The organism is Burkholderia sp. Z1 (assembly GCF_014893795.1).
In the GTDB taxonomy this organism is placed as follows: domain Bacteria; phylum Pseudomonadota; class Gammaproteobacteria; order Burkholderiales; family Burkholderiaceae; genus Burkholderia; species Burkholderia theae.
This window is the reverse complement of the sequence record NZ_JACFYL010000001.1, coordinates 1,147,624-1,166,338: the sequence shown is the minus strand read 5'-3', so window position 1 is coordinate 1,166,338 and position 18,715 is coordinate 1,147,624. Positions and strand designations below refer to the sequence as shown.

The window sequence follows — 18,715 nt, the reverse complement described above, 5'->3', positions numbered from 1 at the left end:
GTTCGAGTGGTAGTGGATGCTGCGGGTGCGTCACGCGCCCCGTACGACGATCGCGTGAACGCGGTACGGGCCGTGCGCACCCAGTACGATGGTCTGCTCGATGTCGCCCGTGCGCGACGGGCCCGACACGAAATTGACCGCGCGCGGCAATTCGCCGTGCTCCGTGCGGATCAGCGCGAACGCGTCTTCATGACCGGCGACGATCCGCGACGCGGGCACGATCGCGATGTGCGTCTCCGGCAGCAGGCCGGCCGACGCGTAGGTATCGGGGCCGGACAGCAGCACCAGCGAGCCCGTTTCGGCGGTCGCGCAAAAACAGCCGGTGAGACCGACGAGATCGCCATCGCGCGGCTTGCGGCATTCGACCGACAGGCCTGCGCCCGCCCAGTCGAGATCGGCCAGCGTGCGCCATGCGATGGCCTGCATCGGCAGGCCGTGAGCGGAGAGATAACGCGCGGCGGCGGCGGGTGCGTCGGCAAGCGTCGCGACTTCGTCGACCGTCGTCGACAGACGTGCCGCTTCTTCGACGAATGCGGCGACGAGATCGGCCGGCGCCGGCGGGCGCGGACCTTGCGGATGACGGGCGAGATAGTCGGCGACGCCGTCGTGCTCCGCTGCGTCGGGCTCGGCCACGCGCCCCTGCGCCGCGCGGATGCGCGCGAGGATCTGGCGACGGGCAGCGGAAGTGTCCATGAACGGTCCTCGTGACGTTGGCGAGCGATACCGTCGGATTATACCGGCCGCCCTCGCCGCGCCGCAGCTTTGGCCGTCCGGCCGACGCTCACTTCGACGCGTCTTCCTCGACCGGCTGCGCGATGCCGAACACCTGGCGCAGGTACGCGAGATACGCCTTGTCGTCGCACATGCTCTTGCCCGGCGAATCCGACAGCTTCGCGACCGGCTGGCCGTTGCAGCGGACCATCTTGATCACGATCTGCAGCGGCACGTAGCCGAGATCGTTGGTGAGGTTCGTGCCGACGCCGAACGCGAGCTTGCAGCGGCCGCGGAATCGTTCGTACAGCTGCATGACCTTCGGGATGTCGAGCGCGTCCGAGAACACCAGCACCTTGGTGCGCGGGTCGCAACGGTTCGCCTCGTAATGACGCAGCATCCGCTCGCCCCACTCGAACGGATCGCCCGAATCGTGGCGCGCGCCGTCGAACAGCTTGCAGAAGTACATGTCGAAGTCGTTCAGGAACGCATCCATCCCGTAGACGTCCGACAGTGCGATCCCGAGGTCGCCGCGATATTCCTTCGCCCACATCTCGAAGCCGTAGATCTGCGAATCGCGCAGCCGCGGGCCGAGCGCCTGGCAAGCCTGCAGGTACTCGTGAGCCATCGTGCCGAGCGGCGTGATGTCGTGCTTCATTGCATACAGCACGTTGCTCGTGCCCGCGAACTGCGGGCCGAGGCCGTCGCGCAGCGTGAGCGCGACCTCTTCGTGCCAGACCTTCGAGAAGCGCCGGCGCGTGCCGTAGTCGGCGATCTTGCAGTCGGCGAACTCGGGTTTCGCGCCGAGCAGCTTGATCTTCTCGCGCAGCCGCTCGCGGCCTTCGCGATAGTCGGGCTCGCGCTGCGTGTTGCGGAAATAGACCTCGTTGACGATCGCGAGCACCGGGATCTCGAACAGGATCGTGTGCAGCCACGGCCCCGTGATCTCGATGTCGATCTCGCCGTTGCCCTTCGGCGACGGCGTGATCGAGATGTACTTCTCGTTCAGGTGGAACAGCGCGAGGAAGTCGACGAAATCGCTTTTGATGAAGCGCATCCGCCGCAGGTAGTCGAGTTCGACGTCGGCAAAGCGCAGCGAGCACAGGCCGCGCACCTCGTCGCGGATCTCGTCGATATACGGCACGAGATCGACGCCGGGCGTGCGGCACCGGAAACGGTATTCGACGCTTGCAGCGGGAAAGTGATGCAGGACGACCTGCATCATCGTGAACTTGTAGAGATCCGTGTCGAGCAGCGAAGTGATGATCATGTTTACGGCACCGCCAATATCGTGACAGGGCCCCGGCGCACCGCGCGCCGCCCGGTCTGTCGGCCATGTTACCCGAATGCGTGCCCGACCATCGGGAAACCGCCTGCCGCCTTGTCGCGCCGGCGCACGGTGCGCGGGTTCCCGGTGGCGCGCCCCTTCGGCCCCCTGGGCGGGCCCCCATAAACTAATCACGAAACGATATAAGCCGGATAGCCGACCACGCCATGCGGGTTTTGCGCTTCAGTTACAATGCCGCTTTTGGCGCAAACGCCACCCCATATATACCGCCAAGCAGGAGCGTTTTAATGACTCACGTTGTGACCGAAGGCTGCATCAAGTGCAAATACACGGACTGCGTGGATGTGTGCCCGGTGGATTGCTTCCGTGAAGGTCCCAACTTTCTCGCCATCGATCCGGACGAGTGCATCGACTGCGCCGTGTGCGTCGCCGAATGCCCGACCAATGCGATCTATGCCGAAGAGGACGTTCCGGGCGACCAGCAGCAGTTCACCGAGCTGAACGCCGAGCTGGCAAAGGGCTGGCCGTCGATCACGAAGACCAAGCCGGCACCGGCCGATGCGGACGAGTGGAAGGACGTGCAGGACAAGCTGCACCTGCTCGAGCGCTGATCGCGCGGCGGCCGCAGAAATTTTTTGTTCGCTGCGGCCCAAAGGTATTGACAGGTTAGCGAACACTCCATACAATCTCGTTTCTCTGCTGTTTGTTCCCCGATAGCTCAGTCGGTAGAGCGCCGGACTGTTAATCCGTAGGTCCCTGGTTCGAGCCCAGGTCGGGGAGCCAAAAACGCAAATGCCCGTTGAAATTGAACGGGCTTTTTGCTGGTGACGCAAACGCAGATGTACCGATTTATTCCCCGATAGCTCAGTCGGTAGAGCGCCGGACTGTTAATCCGTAGGTCCCTGGTTCGAGCCCAGGTCGGGGAGCCAGATAGCAAAAGGCCCGTCATTCGACGGGCCTTTTGTTTTTCCGGCCGGCCTTCCGCCTTTCGTGGCTCAGCCGCGCGCATGCTAGAGTCTTCGTCCCGCATCCGTATCCGGTTCCATCGATGAAGCATCGCCTCCTTTCCTGCGCACCCCTCGCCCTCCTGCTTTCCGCATTCGCCGCGGCACCGCTCGCGCACGCGGAGGAAGTCGGCAGCGTCAACACCCATTTCCGCGTAACGGGCTCCGACCGCGTGGTCGTCGAAGCGTATGACGATCCGGTCGTCCAGGGCGTGACCTGCTACGTGTCGCGCGCACGCACGGGCGGGATCAAGGGTACGCTCGGCGTCGCCGAGGATCCGAGCGAAGCGTCGATCGCATGCCGGCAGGTCGGCCCGATCAGCTTCAAGGAGCCGCTCAAGCAGCAGACCGACGTGTTCAGCGAGCGCATGTCGTTCATCTTCAAGACGCTGCACGTCGTGCGCGTGGTCGACAAGAAGCGCAACACGATCGTCTACCTGACCTACAGCGACCGCATCGTCAGCGGCAGCCCGAAGAACGCCGTCACCGCGGTGCCGATGCCGGCCGGCACGACGATTCCGGTCAAATAAGGCTCGCACCGGACGGGCGCGCGAGCGATACACTGTCGGTTCGACCGCTCCCGCGCCCGATCATGTCCGCCACCCGCCTTCCCGACGCCGCACGCTACTGGCGCACGCCGCTGCTGCCGGATGCGGATCTCGTCACGGCCACCTATCGCGACCACACGTTCGCGCCCCACTGGCACGACGCGTACACGATTCCCGTGATTCTCGAAGGCGCGGAACGCTTCACCTATCGCGGCAGCGGTTATGTCGCCGAAACGGGCACCGTGCCCGTGATCAATCCCGGCGAAGTGCATACGGGTTCGCGCGCGGCCGACGAAGGCTGGTGCTACCGCGTCAGCTACATGCCGGTCGAATTCATCCGCGCACTCACGAGTGCGATCGCGGGCCGCCCGCAGGATGCGCCGTGGTTTGCCCCCGACGTGATTCGCGACGCCGATCTCGCAGCCCGGCTCACGCTTGCGCACCGGATGATGGAAGCTGGCAGCGAGCGCGCCCTGTCCTCGCATGCGCACGGGCAGGCGGCCGACGATCCGGCATCCAACGCACCCCGCATCTACGATCCGCTCGCCGCCGAAATGGCGATGCTCGACGCGCTGTCGACGCTGATCGTGCGCCATGCCGACGCGCTGCCACGACCGGCGCCGCTCGCCGCGGACGAACCGCGCGTCGACGCGATGCGCGAACGGCTCGCCGCCGATCTCACGTGCACCGTGACACTCGACGAAGTCGCGCAAGCAGCCGGCCTGTCGCCGTTCCATGCGGCGCGCCTGTTCACCCGCACGACCGGCATGCCACCGCATGCATGGCGCAACCAGTTGCGCTTGCAGCGCGCGCTGGCGCCGCTGCGCGCGGGCGTGCCCGTCGCCGATGTCGCGGCGGCCAGCGGCTTCGTCGACCAGAGTCACTTCACCCGGCATTTCAAACGGATGTTCGGTGTGCCGCCGGGGCGCTGGCAGGCAAGCTGACACGCGGCATCCCGCACCCCCGCATCCGGCAGCCGCGATACCGGCCGCGCTGCCACGCCCCCGCTAGCGCAAGAACATACAAGCCGGCACCCCACCGGCCCGCTATCCTGCAGTTCATGGAAAAGCGCTCTTCGAACCCGACACCCGCGTCACCCCCTCGCCGCCCGCTGAACGAATGGCTCGACGGTGCGCGCGACACGATCCCGATGATGATCGGCGCGGCGCCGTTCGGCGTGATTTTCGGCACGCTCGTCGGCGGCGGCCCGCTCGCCGCATGGCACGGCGCGCTGATGTCGCTCGCGGTGTTCGCGGGCTCCGCGCAGTTCATCGCGCTCGGCCTGATCGCGGGCAGCGCGAGCTTCGTCGTCGTACTCGCGACGACGCTGATCGTGAACCTGCGCCACCTGCTGTACAGCGCGACGCTCGCGCCCTATGTCGCGCACCTGCCGCTGCGCTGGCGCGCGACGCTCGGCGCGCTGATGACCGACGAGGTGTTCGCGGTCGCCTACGCACACTACCGGCACTTCGCGCCCGGCACGATCGGCCCCCACTATTTCTTCGGGTCCGGGCTCGCGATGTACCTGAACTGGCAGGTCTGGACGCTCGCGGGCATCGGCTTCGGCGCGGCCTTCCCGGGCCTGCAGTCGCTCGGCCTCGACTTCGCGATGGCGGCAACCTTCATCGCGATCGTCGTCCCGCAGCTCGGCACGCTGCGTTATTTCGCGGCGGCCGCGACGGCCGGCACACTCGCGTACTTCTGGCAGGGCTGGCCGTACAAGCTCGGGCTGCTCGGCGCGGTCGCCGCCGGCGTCGCGATCGGCGTCGCGCTCACGCTGCTCCACGAACGCGCACGCGCCGGCTCGCGCACGGAGGCCGCATCGTGAACTACGCGCTGCTGATTCTCGGGATGGCCGTCATCACGTACGCGATCCGCTCGACGCTGTTCCTGTTCGGCGAGCGGCTGGCCTTCCCGCCGCTCGTGCGGACCGCACTCGGCTTCGTGCCCGTCACCGTGCTGACCGCGATCATCGTGCCGATGACCGTCTCGCCGCACGGCGGCACGGCCGAGCTGACCTGGCGCAATCCGCAGCTCGTCGGCGCGCTCGCCGCCGTGCTGGTGTCGGCGGCGACCCGCCGCCCGCTCGTCACGATCGCAGCGGGACTCGCGGTGTTCTTTTTCTGGCAAGGGATCGTGCTGCCGCACTGGCTGCCCGCCTGAGCGAACGCTCGGTCACGCGCACTCAAGTTTTCGTCCGGCGCGCCGATAAAGGGAATGAAGACCCGCCACCGGCCTCGGCGCGCACCGGTCAGTCGACGCTGCGCCCGCCCCGGTGCGCCGTGCCGGCCGTCGGCTTGCGCGGGCCGCCATCGAGAAGATTCATGGGCCAGATCACCCTTTCCCTCAAGGACGACACGCTCGAGTCCCTGCGCAAGGACTACGACGCGTTCGTTCGCGTGTCGCTGAAACTCGACCCGCAGTTCGCGACGCCGTCGTTCGAGGATTTCCTGCGCGCCAAACTGCTCGACAACATGGTGCCGCTGACCGAGCACGCCGTGCAGCGGATGCTGCAGGGCGGCCAGTACGCGTGGGCAAAGCGCACGCTCGACAAGGAATTTCCGGACGTCGTCGCGATCCTGATGCGGCAGGCCGGCGAATTCGGCTTCGGCTTCGCGTCGCGCTCCGAATGGACCCCCGACGAACTCGCGAAGGCGTGCCGCGACTGGGCGAAGGCGATCGTCGCCGAAGCGCAGGGCGACCCGTCGCTGATCGACCCGCTCGCCGCGCAGATCAAGGGCGCGGCACAGGACATCCAGACGCTCGAGGAACTGATGCAGACGCCCGCGTGGCGGCTCGCGGAATCGCTGCGGCAACGGATCTACGAGGCGAAGCTCGCGTGCGAGATGAGCGTCGGCAGCACCGCGCGCGACAAGCTCGGCGAGTTGCGCGGGCTGTTGCGGCTCGGGCTCGCGCATGGCTCGTTCCAGAAGCAGGAAGCGCAGCAGATCATGGAATACCTGCGGCTGCTGAAGCCGGAGATCTTCGTCGAGGAGCCGTACGACGTGTTCGCGCGGCTCGCCGTGTGGCTGCGCAGCGTATTCACGCCGGCTGCCGCTCGGCCGGCGCAGGGACAGGGGCAAAACCAGGGACAGCGCCGGCCGTAACGGCACGCATGAACCCATGAAAACGGCCCGGTTCGAGCGAAACGAACCGGGCCGCCGGATAACCACCGTCGCGTCGCGCCGCCCGGGGCGAGCGTCGCGACAGCGCCGGGCACCGCTTACTGCGTGGCGCCCTGGGTCGATGCACCGCCCTCCGCGCCGACCGATGCGCCGCCTTCGGTCGCTTCGCCGGCCTTCGCCTTGGCCGAGCCGACATGGCTCTTGGCCGACTTCGCGGCATGCTTCGTGTGCTTCTTGGCCGAGTGGACGGCCGACGACGCCGTATCCTTCGCGCCATCGGCTGCCGCGCCGACTGCATCGGTTGCGCCGCCCACCGCATTGCCCGACGCGTTCGCGCCTGCACTGCCCTGCACGCCTGCGCCGACACCCGCCGCCGGCGTCTGCGCCTGCATGCCGGCACCGGCTGCACCCTGCGCCGCCGTGCCCGTCTGGGCAAACGCGGCGGAAGTGGCGAACGCCGTCAACGCGGCACCGATCAGCATCGTACGAATCTTGGACATGGCAATTCTCCTCAAGAAATTGTGGGCGTCGACCGCAGCGATGCGGCCTGTCGCGTCCCCCGCCGCAACACGCAGCAGGTACGACAAAAGACCCGCGGCGCGCACGGCCGGTTCTCGAATCTCTCAGACTGTTACCCACCGTTTCATTTGCTGACGAATCGCTCACAGTCCTTAACAACTGCATGCCGCGGCCGCCCACGCTCGCGCGCCGGCCCGCGGTGCCGTATGATGCGGGGCGATTCCTCCCGCGCAACGCGCACCTTCCTCGTCATGCCCAATCTGGATTTCACGCTGACCGGCGACTACGTCGAGCTGCACAACCTTCTCAAGATCACCGGCCTCGCGGACAGCGGCGGCACCGCGAAGTTGATCGTCGCGTCCGGCGCGGTGAAAGTCGACGGCGCGGTCGAGCTGCGCAAGACCTGCAAGATCCGCGCGGGCCAGGTCGTGTTGCTGGGCGACACGCGCATCGCGGTGCGCGAAGCGTAGGGCCTGCTCGCCCGAATAACGGACCAGCGGGAACCGGCCCTGGGGTTCCCCCTGTCCGAGACATGGCCATCGGCGCGCGCGTTCGACACGGTACGAATAAAGCCGTAAGCTAACCGTCTCTCAAAATAAATACATACAGCGCGGGCCCGCTCCCGCGCGAGCGCCCATTCCATGTCGCATTCCGCTTTTACGCGGACGGCCGCCGCGCCGCCGTCGCTATCCAGTCACGCCGCCGATACCGCGCGCCTCGCCGCACCCCTCGCGATCGCGCAACTCTCGCAGATGGCGATGAGCGTCACCGACACGGTGCTGCTCGGTTCGCTCGGCCCCGATTCGCTCGCGGCGGGCGGGCTCGGCGCGAACTTCTTCTTCGTCATCGTCACCATCCTGCAGGGCGTGCTGTCGTCGGTCAGCGTGAGCGTCGCGCACGCGCGCGGCGCGCAGGCCGAGCACCGCGTGCCGCACATCTACTGGACGGGCTTCGCGCTGTCCGTGCTGCTCGCGATTCCCGCGATCGTCGCGCTGTCGCTGTCCGAACCGATCCTGCTGATGTTCCACGAGCCGCCGCTGCTCGCGCATCACGTCGGCGAATACACGGGCATCCTGCGCTACGCGGCACTCGGCAGCCTGATCGGCGTCGGGCTGATGCGCGCGTTCCTGCCGGCGATCGGCGCCGCCAAGCGGCTGCTGTGGGTGTCGATCGGCGGCGTCGGCGTCAATGCCGTGCTGAACTACGGGCTGATCCACGGCGCGTTCGGGCTGCCGCGCCTCGGCTTCCTCGGTTCCGCGGTCGCGACGACGATCACGATCTGGCTCACCGCGCTCGCACTGATCTGGCTGCTGCACGGCCGGCAACGCTTCCGTCATTTCGTCACCGCCGCGCGCCCGAAACTGCCCATGATGGGCGAACTGATCGGCATCGGCTGGCCGGTGGCGATCACGTACGGGGTCGAGTCGACGCTGTTCCTCGCAACCGGCCTGACCATCGGCGTGCTCGGTGCGACGTCGCTGGCCGCGCACCAGATCGCGCTGAACGTCGCGTCGGTGGCGTTCATGGTACCGCTCGCGATCGGCCAGGCCGCCAACGTGCGGGTCGGCTACTGGGTCGGCGCCGGGGCGCCCGTCGCCGCGCGGCATGCGGGCTTCGTCGCACTCGGCCTCGGTGTCGCGTTCATGACGCTGTCGGGCATCGTGCTGATCGTCGCGCCGCATGCGATCGTCGGCCTGTACCTGAACCTCGACGATCCGTCGAACGCGGCCACCGTGTCGCTCGCCGCGTCGCTGCTCGGCATCGCCGCGGTGTTCCAGATCGTCGACGGCGCGCAGACCGTCGCGTCGGGCGCGTTGCGCGGCCTGAAGGACACGCGCATCCCGATGCTCGCGGCGACCCTCGGCTACTGGGGCATCGGTTTTCCGACCGGCTACTGGTTCGCGTTCCACGTGGGCCTCGGTGCCCGGGGCCTCTGGTGGGGGCTCGCGGCCGGCCTTGCCAGCGTGGCCGTGCTGATGGCGTGGCGCTTTCATCTGAAGAGCGCGTCACTTGCGACGTCGCCGCGCTGAGCGCGACACGACGCGAAATCGCGGCCGGCGCTATGCTTGTCGGCTGAACACCTCGAGACGCCGCGCGAGCGGCGCGACTGCCTCACGATACGTCTGATGCCGCGCGACGACGCGCGGCCTTTCCCCTTTCCAGGAGGAGTGCATCATGAACGAAGCAGTTCGGATGGAACGCGACACGTTCGGCGAAATCGCCGTGCCGGCCGACCGACTTTGGGGCGCGCAAACCGAGCGCTCGCTGCAGAATTTCCGGATCTCGACGGAGAAGCAGTCGCCCGAGCTGATCCACGCGCTGGCGATCGTCAAGCGCGCCGCGGCAGCCGTGAACCAGTCGCTCGGCGTGCTGGCCGACGACAAGGCGCGCGCGATCATCGACGCGGCAGACGAGATCATCGCCGGCAAGCATCCGCGCGAATTCCCGCTCGCCGTGTGGCAGACGGGCTCCGGCACGCAGACCAACATGAACCTCAACGAGGTGATCGCGAATCGCGCGAGCGAACTGATGGGCGGCGAGCGCGGCGAAGCGCGCAAGGTTCATCCGAACGACGACGTGAACCGCGGCCAGTCGTCGAACGACGTGTTCCCGACCGCGATGCACGTCGCGGCCGCGTACGCGATCGTCAACCACCTGCTGCCGGCACTGCGCACGCTGCGCACGACGCTCGACGCGAAGTCGAAGGCGTTCGCCGACATCGTGAAGATCGGCCGCACGCACCTGCAGGACGCCACGCCGCTCACGCTCGGCCAGGAGTTTTCCGGTTACGTCGCGCAGCTCGACCAGAGCATTCGTCACGTCGAATCGGCACTGCCGCACCTGTACGAACTCGCGCTCGGCGGCACCGCGGTCGGCACGGGGCTGAATGCGCATCCGGAGTTCGCGGTGCGCGTCGCCGACGAAATCGGCCGGCTGGCGAAGCTGCCGTTCGTGACGGCGCCGAGCAAGTTCGAGGTCATGGCGGCCGCCGACGCGCTGGTGTTCGCGCACGGCGCATTGAAGACGGTCGCGGCCGGCCTGATGAAAATCGCGAACGACGTCCGCTGGCTCGCGAGCGGGCCGCGCTGCGGTCTCGGCGAGTTGTCGATTCCGGAGAACGAGCCGGGCAGCTCGATCATGCCGGGCAAGGTGAACCCGACGCAGTCGGAAGCCGTGACGATGCTGTGCTGCCAGGTGTTCGGCAACGACGTCGCGGTCAACGTCGGCGGCGCGAGCGGCAATTTCGAATTGAACGTGTTCCGGCCGATGATCGCGCACAACGTGCTGCAGTCGGTGCGACTGCTCGCCGACGGCGCGCGGAGCTTCAACGACCACTGCGCGGTGGGCATCGAACCGAACCGCACGCGCATCGACCTGCTGCTGAACGAATCGCTGATGCTCGTGACGGCGCTCAACCCGCACATCGGCTACGACAAGTCCGCGCAGATTGCGAAGAAGGCGCACAAGGAAGGCACGACGCTGAAGGCGGCCGCGCTCGCGCTCGGCTACCTGACCGAGGCGGAATTCGATGCGTGGGTACGTCCCGAGCAGATGATCGGATCGCAGTAACGGCAGGGCAATGGGCGCGGCGCGAGCTGCGCGGCGCCCGTTGCGGTCAGACCACGCCCTTCGCGACCTCTTCCGGTTTCATCTCGACGATCTTGTCGAGCGCGGCCCGCACGTCGGCCGCGTACTTCGCGAGCACCTTCTGCTCGGGCGTCTCGGGCACGAACGGCGGCACCGGCACCGGGTTGCCGTTCTCGTCGACCGCGACGAACACGACGAGGCAGTCGGTCGTCTGGCGCAACACGCCGCCCTTCGGATCGCCGGCGTGCACGGACACATGGATGTGCATGCTGGTGCGGCCCGTCGCGACGACGCGCGCCTTCAGCTCGACAAGATTGCCGACCAGGATCGGACGCTGGAAGCGGATGTTGCCGACGCTGACCGTCACGCAATAACGACTCGACCAGACGGCCGCGCACGCATATGCGACCTCGTCGATCCACTTCATCAGCGCGCCGCCATGCACCTTGCCGCCGAAGTTTACGGACGACGGCTCGGCGAGGAAGCGGAATACGGTTTCGGTGCGGTCGAGGGCGGCCGGTACGGGGGACGGTTGGGACATCTTGTTGGCTCCAGGCGGCAGGGGCGCTGTAATCGGGCCATTATACGTTGCGCTGCGGCAACGCGTCGCGGTACGCCCCGTGTGGCGCGGCTGCGGCAACCGCACCCGCAACGCACCCGGCTGGCACCCGTCAGCGGCGCACCGTGATGCCCTGGTCGATCGTCCCGTACATCTCGATGCTGCCGCCCCGCTCGCCCGACGCACCCGCGCCGCCCTGCGCACAGGCCGCACACACGAGCGCGGCCGCCAACAAACAGAAAATCGTCTTCATCGTTGCATCGTGTCACGTGCGGCGGCCCGCTGCCGCCGCGTCAGGCCATTCTACGCGCGCCCCGCAACGGGTCGCAGTTCCGGTCCGCCGCATGAACGGTGCCCGCGCCGGTGCCGCTGCATCCGACATTTCATCCAGATCCGAAACATCGAATGCCCGCACCCACTACACTGCCACTCATCCCGCCTGACGAGACACGACGATGACCGATCATGACGACCACCATTTTCCGGGCCTGAGCCGCATCGGCGCACTGATCGCCGACCCCGGGCGCGCCGCGATGCTGTGGGTGCTGATGGACGGCAGCGCACGACCGGCCGGCGAACTGACGATGATCGCGGGGCTGTCGCCGTCCGCCGCAAGCGCCCACCTCGCGCGGCTGACCGAAGGCGGCCTGCTCGCGCTCGACGTGCGCGGCCGGCACCGCTACTACCGCATCGCATCGGCCGACATCGCGGCGTCGCTCGAAGCGCTCGCGAACGTTGCCCGCGCGGCCGCGCCGCACCGCCCGGTTCCGCCGCCGTCGCGCACGGTGCCGGCCGAACTGCGCTATGCGCGCACCTGCTACGACCACATGGCCGGCGAGCTCGCGGTGCGCATCTTCGACGGGCTCACCGCGCGCGGCTGGCTGCTCGCCGACGGCAATGAAATCGAGACCACCGAACTCGGCACCCAGGCGCTCGCGCAATGGGGTATCGACGTCGCGCAGCAGCGCACGCGCCGGCGCCGCTTCGCGTGCGGCTGTCTCGACTGGAGCGAGCGGCGCTCGCATCTCGGCGGCGCGCTCGGCGCGGCGCTGCTCGAGAGCTTCTGCGCGCACGGCTGGATCGAGCGCTCCGCACGGCCGCGCGTGCTGCGCGTAACCGTGCCCGGACAGCAGGTTTTCGACGGGTGGCTTACGTCAGCTTGACGCCGGCATTGCGGCTGCACGACAACGGCGCGCGATGGACAGGTTTTGTTACATCGCGTGCCATCCGGCTTACAAAACACCGAGCATTGAAACAGGCCGAGCGGATATTGTGAACTCAACGGCACGAATCGACGCGCCGCGATAACGACGAAGACGCTCATCATGGCCACCCTGTTCACGCTCAAGCGAACCGCCCGCTACACGCTGCTCGCGTTCGTCGCGCTTGCGGCACTGCCCCCCGCATTCGCGCAATCGTCCGATGCCCCGCCGTATGCGGCCGCGGCCCGGCAACCGGGCGGCGACCCGCCCAGCCGCGTCGCGCGGCTCAATTACCTGTCGGGCGCCGTGACGACCGAACCGGCCGGCACCGATACCTGGTCGTATGCCGCCGTGAACCGGCCGCTGACAACCGGCGACCAGCTCTGGAACGATGCCGGCGCGCGCTCGGAACTGCACATCGGCTCGACCGCGGTGCGGCTCGGCGATTCGACGAGCCTGTCGGTGCTGAACCTCGACGACACAACGACGCAGCTGAAAGTGGGCCTCGGCACCGTATCGACGCACGTGCGCGAATTGCCGGCAGGCGGGTCGTACGAAATCGACACACCGAACCTCGCGCTCGGCATCACGGGCCCCGGCGACTATCGCGTCGACGTCGCGCCGAACGGCACGAGCACGACAGTCACGGTGCGCAGCGGCAGCGCGACCGTCTACGGCAGCAACGGCCAGTACCCGCTGTCGCCCGGTCAGCAGGTCGTGTTCACGGGCACCGACCTGCAGGTCGCGCAGCAATCGGCCGCCCCCGGCCCCGATGCGCTCGACCAGTGGGCCGCCAGCCGCGACGCGGCCGAGGAACGCTCGGTGTCGGCCCGCTACGTGTCCCGCGACATTCCCGGCTACCAGGATCTCGACGCGAACGGCACGTGGCGCGAAACCCCGAATTACGGCTCGGTATGGGTGCCGAACGATACGCCGGCCGACTGGGCGCCGTATCACGATGGCCACTGGATCTGGCAGGCGCCGTGGGGCTGGACGTGGGTCGACGACGCCCCGTGGGGCTTCGCGCCGTATCACTACGGCCGCTGGGCATACGTGGACGACAGCTGGGCATGGGTGCCGGGCCCAATGGTCGTCAGCCAGCCGCCAGTCTATGCGCCGGCGCTCGTCGCGTTCGTGGGCGGTGGCGGTGGCGGCGGTCCCGACTGGAGCGTCGCGCTCACGGTCGGCGGCGTCGCCGCGGCCGGCTGCGCATGGTTCGCGCTCGGCCCCGGCGAAGCGTGGCACCCGGGCTGGGGCGGCTGGAGCCCGCACTACTACGACCGCGTGAACCGCAACATCGTGGTGAACAACGTCAACGTGAACAAGACCGTGAACGTGACGAACATCACCAATATCACCAACATCAACAAGACGTACGTGAACTTCCGCGCGCCGCACGCCATCACGGCCGTGCCGGCCTCCGCGTTCGTGCACGGCCAGCCTGTCGCGCACTTCTCGCAGCACGTCGATCCGCAACAATGGCGCAATGCGCACGTGATGTCGGGTACGCCCGGCATTGCGCCGGTGCGCCAGAGCTTTACCGGCGGGCTGCGCAATGCCAGCTACCGCCCGCCGGCGGCGATCGCACAGCATCCGTACGTCGCGACGCGCAATCCCGCCGTGCCGGCCGCGTATCGCGACCAGGCCGCCGCTCACCTCGCGCAGCAAGGCGGGCGCGTGCCGGGTGCCGGCGCTCCCGTCGTGAAGACGAACGTGCCGGCGGATTATGCGGCTCGCCCGGTCCACGTTCCGGGCAACCCGAACGGCGGCGCATGGGCGATGCACAACGTGCAGCTCGTGAATCCGCACGGCCCTGTCGTGCAGCCGGCACGTGCGCCGCGCGAAGGCCAGCCGCCCGCCGTACAGGCCGCACGGCCGGGCACGCCGGTGCCGGGCGCGCCGAATGCCGAGCGGCCGGCGAACGGCGGCGAAAACCCCAATGCACCGCGCTTCGCGAACGGCGGTATGCCGCAGGCTCCCGGCACGCCGGTGCCGCATCAGGCATTCGGGCCCGGCAACGGCGTCCCGCATCCGCCGGTGGCCGGCAACGCGCTGCCGGGCATCGGCAACGCGCACGCGGCCGAGGCCCCGTCGCCCGCGTGGATGCAGCCGCACGCGCCGATGGACCGCCAGCGCCCCGCCCCGCCGACCGCGCTGCATGCGGCAGGCCAGAATGCGCTGCCGCCGGTGCGCAGCACGGCGGTCCCGCGTCAGGAAGGTGTGCCGGCCCCGCAGGGCGCGCAGCCCGGCGGCCGGAACGAAGCGCCGCGCGCGCTGCCGCAACCGCGGTTCGACAATACGGCGCAGATTCCGCAGCCGCGCCCGCGCCCCGACATCCCGACGCCGGCCCAGCATGCACAGCCGCAACCGGAACGGGCCGCCCCGGCACCGCGACCGCGCCCCGACTTCGCGCAGCCCGCGCCGCACCGCGATGTCGCGCCGCCGCGCGTGAACGAGTACCGTCCACCGGCCCCCGCCGTGCATGAAATGCCGCGCCCGCAGCCGCAGGCGCCGCGCATGGAGCCGCGGCCGGCGATGCCCGCGCCGCACGTGGAACCGCGGCCGCAACCGGCGCCGCACGTCGAGGCACCGCGCCAGAACAACCCGCCGCCGCAAGCCGGTCATGAAGAGCGGCACCGCCAGTAAGTGCCGCAAACATGAAACAAAAAGGCCCGACCGGCATCAGCCGGTCGGGCCTTGTTTCTGTGGGCACGAATCGATGAAATCGCACGCCCGAGCCGGGCGATCAGACCGCCATCGGCGCGGTCAGCGGCTCATGGTGACGGTAGCCGACGAGCGAAAAATCGGACGGTTCGATCTGCTCCAGCCACTCGGGTGCATAGACGCCCGTCTTCGCGTATTCGGGCACGCGCTCGGCGATCTCGAGCCGCGGGCTTTCGTACGGCTCGCGCGTGAGCTGCTGCTGCAGCATGTCGAGCTGGTTCTCGTAGATATGCGCGTCGCCGATGAAATACGTGAACCAGCGCGGCGTGTAGCCCGTCAGCCGGCCGACGAGCGACAGCAATGCCGCCCCTTCCGTCAGGTTGAACGGCGTGCCGAGTCCGACGTCGTTGCTGCGGATGTACAGGCACAGCGAAATCTCGCGCTTCGTGGCGTTCGGCAGGAACTGGTACAGCAGATGGCATGCGGGCAGCGCGATCTGATCGAGCACGGCCGGATTCCATGCGTGAAACAGGATCCGGCGGTCGGCCGGGTTCTCCATGATCGTGTCCAGGCACTGGCGCAACTGGTCGATCGCCTTGTACAGCAGCACCTTCGGCGCGCCGTCTTCGTCGAAACGCGTGACGATCCGGAAGCCGCGGCGCGTCGCATCGGCGATCTGCGCGTCGGCGCCCGCGTCGAGCACCTTGTAGCCCGGCCACTGGCGCCATTGCACGCCGTACACGTCGCCGAGATCGTCGACGCCCTGGCGATACGGGTTCGCAAGCCACTGCGCGTTCGCGTTCGCGTTCGCGTCCCATACCTTGCAGCCGAGCGCACGAAACTCGGCCGCGCTGCGCGATGCGCGCAGGAAACCGACCAACTCGCCGATCGCGGACTTGAACGCGAGCTTCTTGGTCGTCACGGCCGGGAAGCCTTGCTGCAGGTCGAAGCGCAGCATCGCGCCCGGCATGCTGATGGTGCGGATCCCCGTGCGGTTCTCCTGCCAGGTGCCAGTATCGAGAATGGTACGAACGAGGTCGAGGTACTGTTTCATGCGGGTTCCTTCGGCCGCGAGGGCGGCCGTACCCGCCAATTTTAGCAAGCGTGATGCGGAAGCTCCGGCAACGGCGCCGAAAACCCTGCCAGCGTATCGCCGCGATCGCGCATTCCATGCGCGCACATCAGCCGGTAGAGCGTGACGCGCGACACGCCGAGTTCGCGTGCGGCATCCGCGAAACGGCCGCGATGGCGCAGCAGCGCCTGCTCGATCACCTGCCGCTCGGCCGCCTCCCGCGCCTCCAGCAGCGACACGGGCGCGAGCGTCGCGTAATCGTTCAGCTCGAGATCGGCCGCGGTGATCATCCTGCCCTCCGACATCACGATCGCGCGGCGCACACGGTTGATCAACTCGCGCACGTTGCCCGGCCACGAATAGCCGTACAGCGCGGCCACCGCGTCGGGGGAAAAACCGCGCAGGCGGCGATGCGCATCGCCCTTGAAGCGCTCGAGCATGTGACGCGCGAGCACCTCGATGTCCTTGCCGCGCGCACGCAGCGGCGGCTCCTCGATCTTCAGCACGCACAGGCGGTGGTACAGGTCCTCGCGGAACCGCCCTTCGCGCAACGCCGCTTCCATGTCCACGTGCGTCGCGCAGATCACGCGCACATCGACGGGCACCGACACATGCGCACCGAGCCGCTCGATCTTGCCTTCCTGCAGGAACCGCAGCAGGCTTGCCTGGCTTTCGAGCGGCAGGTCGCCGATCTCGTCGAGAAACAGCGTGCCGCTGTTGGCGGCCTCGACGCGGCCGATCTTGCGCTGGTTCGCGCCGGTGAACGCACCGCGCTCATAGCCGAACAACTCGGCCTGCAGCAGCGTCGACGGGATCGCTCCGCAATTGATCGCGATGAACGGCGCCTGTGCACGCGATGAACGTTCGTGAATCGCGACCGCAGTCAACTCCTTGCCGGTGCCCGATTCGCCGGAGATGAACACGGGTGCATCGGTCGCCGCGACGCGGCGAATCGTCCTGAAGAGCCCGAGCATCGCATCGCAGGTGCCGACCATCTCGCCTTCGCTACGTCCTGCGCCGACGGGCGGCGCAACGGAATCGGTCAGCGCGACCATGCCGTGCGCATGACCGACGGTCTCGACGATCCGCGACGTCTCGTACGGCATCGTCACGTAGTCGAAGCAATAGTCGCGAATGAGATGGCGCAGCGTCGCATCCTGCAATTGGCCACGCCGCGTCGCCGCGATCCAGCCGATGTGCTGAATGGTCAGACAGGATTCGAGTTCGCGCAGGTCGGAGGGCTTGAAGCCCGGCGAAAAATCGAGCAGGCCGGCCGTTGCAACACCGTGCTGCACGACGCGTCGTACGTCGCGCACGGTCTCCGCGAGATCGACACGCCAGCCGCATTCGTCGAAATGGCCGCGCAATGCGTCGTTCGGTTCGCGCGAATAGTAGATCACGTGCCGCTGATCGGCTCCCATATCCTCACCCCGTTCATCAACCGTCTAACGATTGCCGCGCACGCCAGGAAGGTCACGTGCGAAAAGGATCGAATCGGGTCAGCCGAAGGCATATCGATTCGCCATGCCGATGCGCGGCAATGCAAAGCCTCGCATGATGGCGCTTATCTCGCGTCCAGTTATTTTGGTCACGACAGCTTAGTTATAGGCACTGAATACGACAAACCGATTTCAGCGCCATGGGCGATACGGCCGAATCGCTCAGGAGGTCGATGCATGTCAATCATCTGCACATAGCACTTGTGCAGCGAAGCGTTCTTTCATCAACACATGTGCAGATTTTCATCCTTGAAGCGTATCGATTGAATCCGCAGTATTCCGGAGCCCCCTCGTTTCACGTCTGAAACATTTTCAGGCGTTTTCAGCCACAATTCTCAACGCTTGCGCACGAATCGCAGTTGCGACAACGGTCCCGGCGCGATGGCATGTATTTCGCTGAATACGGAATACACCGGAGACCGCAACCATGCGCAAACATCCTTTACTTTCTTTCGTATCGATGGCAATTGCGCTCGTGGCCGCGAACCCGCTCGCGTCGGCGTACGCAGACGAAAGCGTGACGCCGGATCGCGCGATGCTGCTGGCCGAAAATGCACCAAGCATGCAGCACGGCAACGGGTTCGGCATCGTGACCGTGTCGGCACCGCAATCGCAGTCGACCGGCAAGACCTCGGTGACGCTGTGGGACGAGATCCCGCCGCCGCCCCAGCTGCCGATGCCGCTCCCGGTTCCGCAACCAGGCGACGTGCAGCACGCGATGGAACACAACGCGCAAGGCAGTACGCGTCAGTGATGCATGCGCCGATCCATTCGATAAGGATTCCGTATTGATTTGAACAGGCCGGAAGCATCGATCCGAATCGGCATCGCCGATCCCGCAACACGAAACGGTTTTGTGCTCCGTCCCCCGGCGGGCACTTTTTTTATTCAGTCGATCGCCGCGACGCATGGCATCACGTGTCGCGGCACGCACCG

The 18,715-nt window shown here is 67.5% G+C and carries 19 protein-coding genes and 2 tRNA genes; 14 read left to right on the top strand and 7 right to left on the bottom strand.

Annotated elements, in window-relative coordinates:
- Positions 1–30: 30 nt before the first annotated feature.
- Both H3H55_RS05415 and pncB read right to left on the bottom strand, forming a co-directional pair.
- A complete protein-coding gene (locus tag H3H55_RS05415) occupies positions 31–693 on the bottom strand; it encodes a LutC/YkgG family protein (RefSeq protein ID WP_193097901.1) in 663 nt (220 codons plus the stop codon).
- A gap of 88 nt (positions 694–781) precedes the next feature.
- A complete protein-coding gene (gene pncB / locus H3H55_RS05410; RefSeq protein WP_193097900.1) occupies positions 782–1,981 on the bottom strand; it encodes a nicotinate phosphoribosyltransferase in 1,200 nt (399 codons plus the stop codon).
- Positions 1,982–2,286: 305 nt separating this feature from the next.
- On the opposite strand from pncB, the gene fdxA reads away from it, so the two are divergent.
- From fdxA to H3H55_RS05370, 8 genes are all read left to right on the top strand, one after another.
- Positions 2,287–2,610, top strand: a complete 324-nt coding sequence (gene fdxA / locus H3H55_RS05405) for a ferredoxin FdxA (RefSeq protein WP_034183076.1) — start codon at positions 2,287–2,289, stop codon at positions 2,608–2,610.
- A gap of 96 nt (positions 2,611–2,706) precedes the next feature.
- Positions 2,707–2,782, top strand: a tRNA-Asn gene (locus H3H55_RS05400).
- 70 nt (positions 2,783–2,852) lie between these two features.
- Positions 2,853–2,928 (top strand) — tRNA-Asn (locus H3H55_RS05395).
- Between the two features lie 119 nt (positions 2,929–3,047).
- Positions 3,048–3,533 carry a CreA family protein gene (locus tag H3H55_RS05390; RefSeq protein ID WP_048249576.1) on the top strand — a complete coding sequence of 162 codons (486 nt, stop codon included), beginning with the start codon at positions 3,048–3,050 and terminating at the stop codon, positions 3,531–3,533.
- A 62-nt stretch (positions 3,534–3,595) separates the two neighbouring features.
- Positions 3,596–4,495, top strand: a complete 900-nt coding sequence (locus H3H55_RS05385) for an AraC family transcriptional regulator (protein ID WP_193097899.1) — start codon at positions 3,596–3,598, stop codon at positions 4,493–4,495.
- A gap of 116 nt (positions 4,496–4,611) precedes the next feature.
- Positions 4,612–5,379 (top strand): AzlC family ABC transporter permease, encoded by a 768-nt coding sequence (locus H3H55_RS05380; protein ID WP_193097898.1) that lies wholly within the window; start codon positions 4,612–4,614, stop codon positions 5,377–5,379.
- Entirely contained in the window at positions 5,376–5,714 is a 339-nt protein-coding gene (locus tag H3H55_RS05375; protein WP_048249580.1) for an AzlD domain-containing protein, read from the top strand. The genes H3H55_RS05380 and H3H55_RS05375 overlap by 4 nt, the downstream gene beginning before the upstream one ends.
- A gap of 161 nt (positions 5,715–5,875) precedes the next feature.
- Complete coding sequence (locus H3H55_RS05370) at positions 5,876–6,658, top strand: DUF4088 family protein (RefSeq protein ID WP_193097897.1); 783 nt, start codon at positions 5,876–5,878, stop codon at positions 6,656–6,658.
- 116 nt (positions 6,659–6,774) lie between these two features.
- On the opposite strand, the gene H3H55_RS05365 is transcribed toward H3H55_RS05370, so the two are convergent.
- Positions 6,775–7,176, bottom strand: a complete 402-nt coding sequence (locus H3H55_RS05365; RefSeq protein WP_193097896.1) for a hypothetical protein — start codon at positions 7,174–7,176, stop codon at positions 6,775–6,777.
- Between the two features lie 270 nt (positions 7,177–7,446).
- On the opposite strand from H3H55_RS05365, the gene H3H55_RS05360 reads away from it, so the two are divergent.
- The 3 genes from H3H55_RS05360 to fumC all read left to right on the top strand — a co-directional run bounded on the left by H3H55_RS05360 (position 7,447) and on the right by fumC (position 10,765).
- Complete coding sequence (locus H3H55_RS05360; RefSeq protein ID WP_048249584.1) at positions 7,447–7,665, top strand: RNA-binding S4 domain-containing protein; 219 nt, start codon at positions 7,447–7,449, stop codon at positions 7,663–7,665.
- Positions 7,666–7,836: 171 nt separating this feature from the next.
- The gene (gene norM / locus H3H55_RS05355; RefSeq protein ID WP_129514039.1) at positions 7,837–9,225 is read left to right on the top strand and encodes a multidrug efflux MATE transporter NorM; all 1,389 of its coding nucleotides are present in this window, start codon (positions 7,837–7,839) and stop codon (positions 9,223–9,225) included.
- A 145-nt stretch (positions 9,226–9,370) separates the two neighbouring features.
- Positions 9,371–10,765: a class II fumarate hydratase gene (gene fumC, locus H3H55_RS05350; protein WP_129514038.1), complete on the top strand. Its 1,395-nt coding sequence runs from the start codon at positions 9,371–9,373 to the stop codon at positions 10,763–10,765.
- A 46-nt stretch (positions 10,766–10,811) separates the two neighbouring features.
- On the opposite strand, the gene H3H55_RS05345 is transcribed toward fumC, so the two are convergent.
- Positions 10,812–11,324 (bottom strand): acyl-CoA thioesterase, encoded by a 513-nt coding sequence (locus tag H3H55_RS05345; protein WP_193097895.1) that lies wholly within the window; start codon positions 11,322–11,324, stop codon positions 10,812–10,814.
- A gap of 130 nt (positions 11,325–11,454) precedes the next feature.
- Entirely contained in the window at positions 11,455–11,595 is a 141-nt protein-coding gene (locus H3H55_RS05340) for a hypothetical protein (RefSeq protein ID WP_164991999.1), read from the bottom strand.
- Between the two features lie 202 nt (positions 11,596–11,797).
- Between H3H55_RS05340 and H3H55_RS05335 the strand changes: the two genes are divergently transcribed.
- Positions 11,798–12,505: an ArsR/SmtB family transcription factor gene (locus H3H55_RS05335; RefSeq protein ID WP_129514036.1), complete on the top strand. Its 708-nt coding sequence runs from the start codon at positions 11,798–11,800 to the stop codon at positions 12,503–12,505.
- 162 nt (positions 12,506–12,667) lie between these two features.
- A complete protein-coding gene (locus H3H55_RS05330) occupies positions 12,668–15,190 on the top strand; it encodes a DUF6600 domain-containing protein (protein WP_193097894.1) in 2,523 nt (840 codons plus the stop codon).
- A gap of 100 nt (positions 15,191–15,290) precedes the next feature.
- Here the strand turns inward: H3H55_RS05330 and H3H55_RS05325 are convergent, their stop codons facing one another.
- Entirely contained in the window at positions 15,291–16,262 is a 972-nt protein-coding gene (locus tag H3H55_RS05325) for a thymidylate synthase (RefSeq protein WP_048249593.1), read from the bottom strand.
- A 41-nt stretch (positions 16,263–16,303) separates the two neighbouring features.
- Positions 16,304–17,701 carry a sigma-54 dependent transcriptional regulator gene (locus H3H55_RS05320; RefSeq protein ID WP_129514034.1) on the bottom strand — a complete coding sequence of 466 codons (1,398 nt, stop codon included), beginning with the start codon at positions 17,699–17,701 and terminating at the stop codon, positions 16,304–16,306.
- A 505-nt stretch (positions 17,702–18,206) separates the two neighbouring features.
- Between H3H55_RS05320 and H3H55_RS05315 the strand changes: the two genes are divergently transcribed.
- A complete protein-coding gene (locus H3H55_RS05315) occupies positions 18,207–18,533 on the top strand; it encodes a hypothetical protein (protein WP_193097893.1) in 327 nt (108 codons plus the stop codon).
- The last annotated feature ends 182 nt before the right edge of the window (positions 18,534–18,715 follow it).

Coding starts and splice junctions, on each gene's coding strand:
- pncB (WP_193097900.1), bottom strand. CDS start 1,981: ATGATCATCACTTCGCTGCTCGACACGGATCTCTACAAGTTCACGATG.
- H3H55_RS05385 (WP_193097899.1), top strand. CDS start 3,596: ATGTCCGCCACCCGCCTTCCCGACGCCGCACGCTACTGGCGCACGCCG.
- H3H55_RS05335 (WP_129514036.1), top strand. CDS start 11,798: ATGACCGATCATGACGACCACCATTTTCCGGGCCTGAGCCGCATCGGC.
- H3H55_RS05370 (WP_193097897.1), top strand. CDS start 5,876: ATGGGCCAGATCACCCTTTCCCTCAAGGACGACACGCTCGAGTCCCTG.
- H3H55_RS05415 (WP_193097901.1), bottom strand. CDS start 693: ATGGACACTTCCGCTGCCCGTCGCCAGATCCTCGCGCGCATCCGCGCG.
- H3H55_RS05345 (WP_193097895.1), bottom strand. CDS start 11,324: ATGTCCCAACCGTCCCCCGTACCGGCCGCCCTCGACCGCACCGAAACC.
- fdxA (WP_034183076.1), top strand. CDS start 2,287: ATGACTCACGTTGTGACCGAAGGCTGCATCAAGTGCAAATACACGGAC.
- H3H55_RS05315 (WP_193097893.1), top strand. CDS start 18,207: ATGCGCAAACATCCTTTACTTTCTTTCGTATCGATGGCAATTGCGCTC.
- H3H55_RS05365 (WP_193097896.1), bottom strand. CDS start 7,176: ATGTCCAAGATTCGTACGATGCTGATCGGTGCCGCGTTGACGGCGTTC.
- H3H55_RS05330 (WP_193097894.1), top strand. CDS start 12,668: ATGGCCACCCTGTTCACGCTCAAGCGAACCGCCCGCTACACGCTGCTC.
- H3H55_RS05360 (WP_048249584.1), top strand. CDS start 7,447: ATGCCCAATCTGGATTTCACGCTGACCGGCGACTACGTCGAGCTGCAC.
- H3H55_RS05325 (WP_048249593.1), bottom strand. CDS start 16,262: ATGAAACAGTACCTCGACCTCGTTCGTACCATTCTCGATACTGGCACC.
- H3H55_RS05390 (WP_048249576.1), top strand. CDS start 3,048: ATGAAGCATCGCCTCCTTTCCTGCGCACCCCTCGCCCTCCTGCTTTCC.
- H3H55_RS05380 (WP_193097898.1), top strand. CDS start 4,612: ATGGAAAAGCGCTCTTCGAACCCGACACCCGCGTCACCCCCTCGCCGC.
- fumC (WP_129514038.1), top strand. CDS start 9,371: ATGAACGAAGCAGTTCGGATGGAACGCGACACGTTCGGCGAAATCGCC.
- H3H55_RS05320 (WP_129514034.1), bottom strand. CDS start 17,701: ATGGGAGCCGATCAGCGGCACGTGATCTACTATTCGCGCGAACCGAAC.
- norM (WP_129514039.1), top strand. CDS start 7,837: ATGTCGCATTCCGCTTTTACGCGGACGGCCGCCGCGCCGCCGTCGCTA.
- H3H55_RS05340 (WP_164991999.1), bottom strand. CDS start 11,595: ATGAAGACGATTTTCTGTTTGTTGGCGGCCGCGCTCGTGTGTGCGGCC.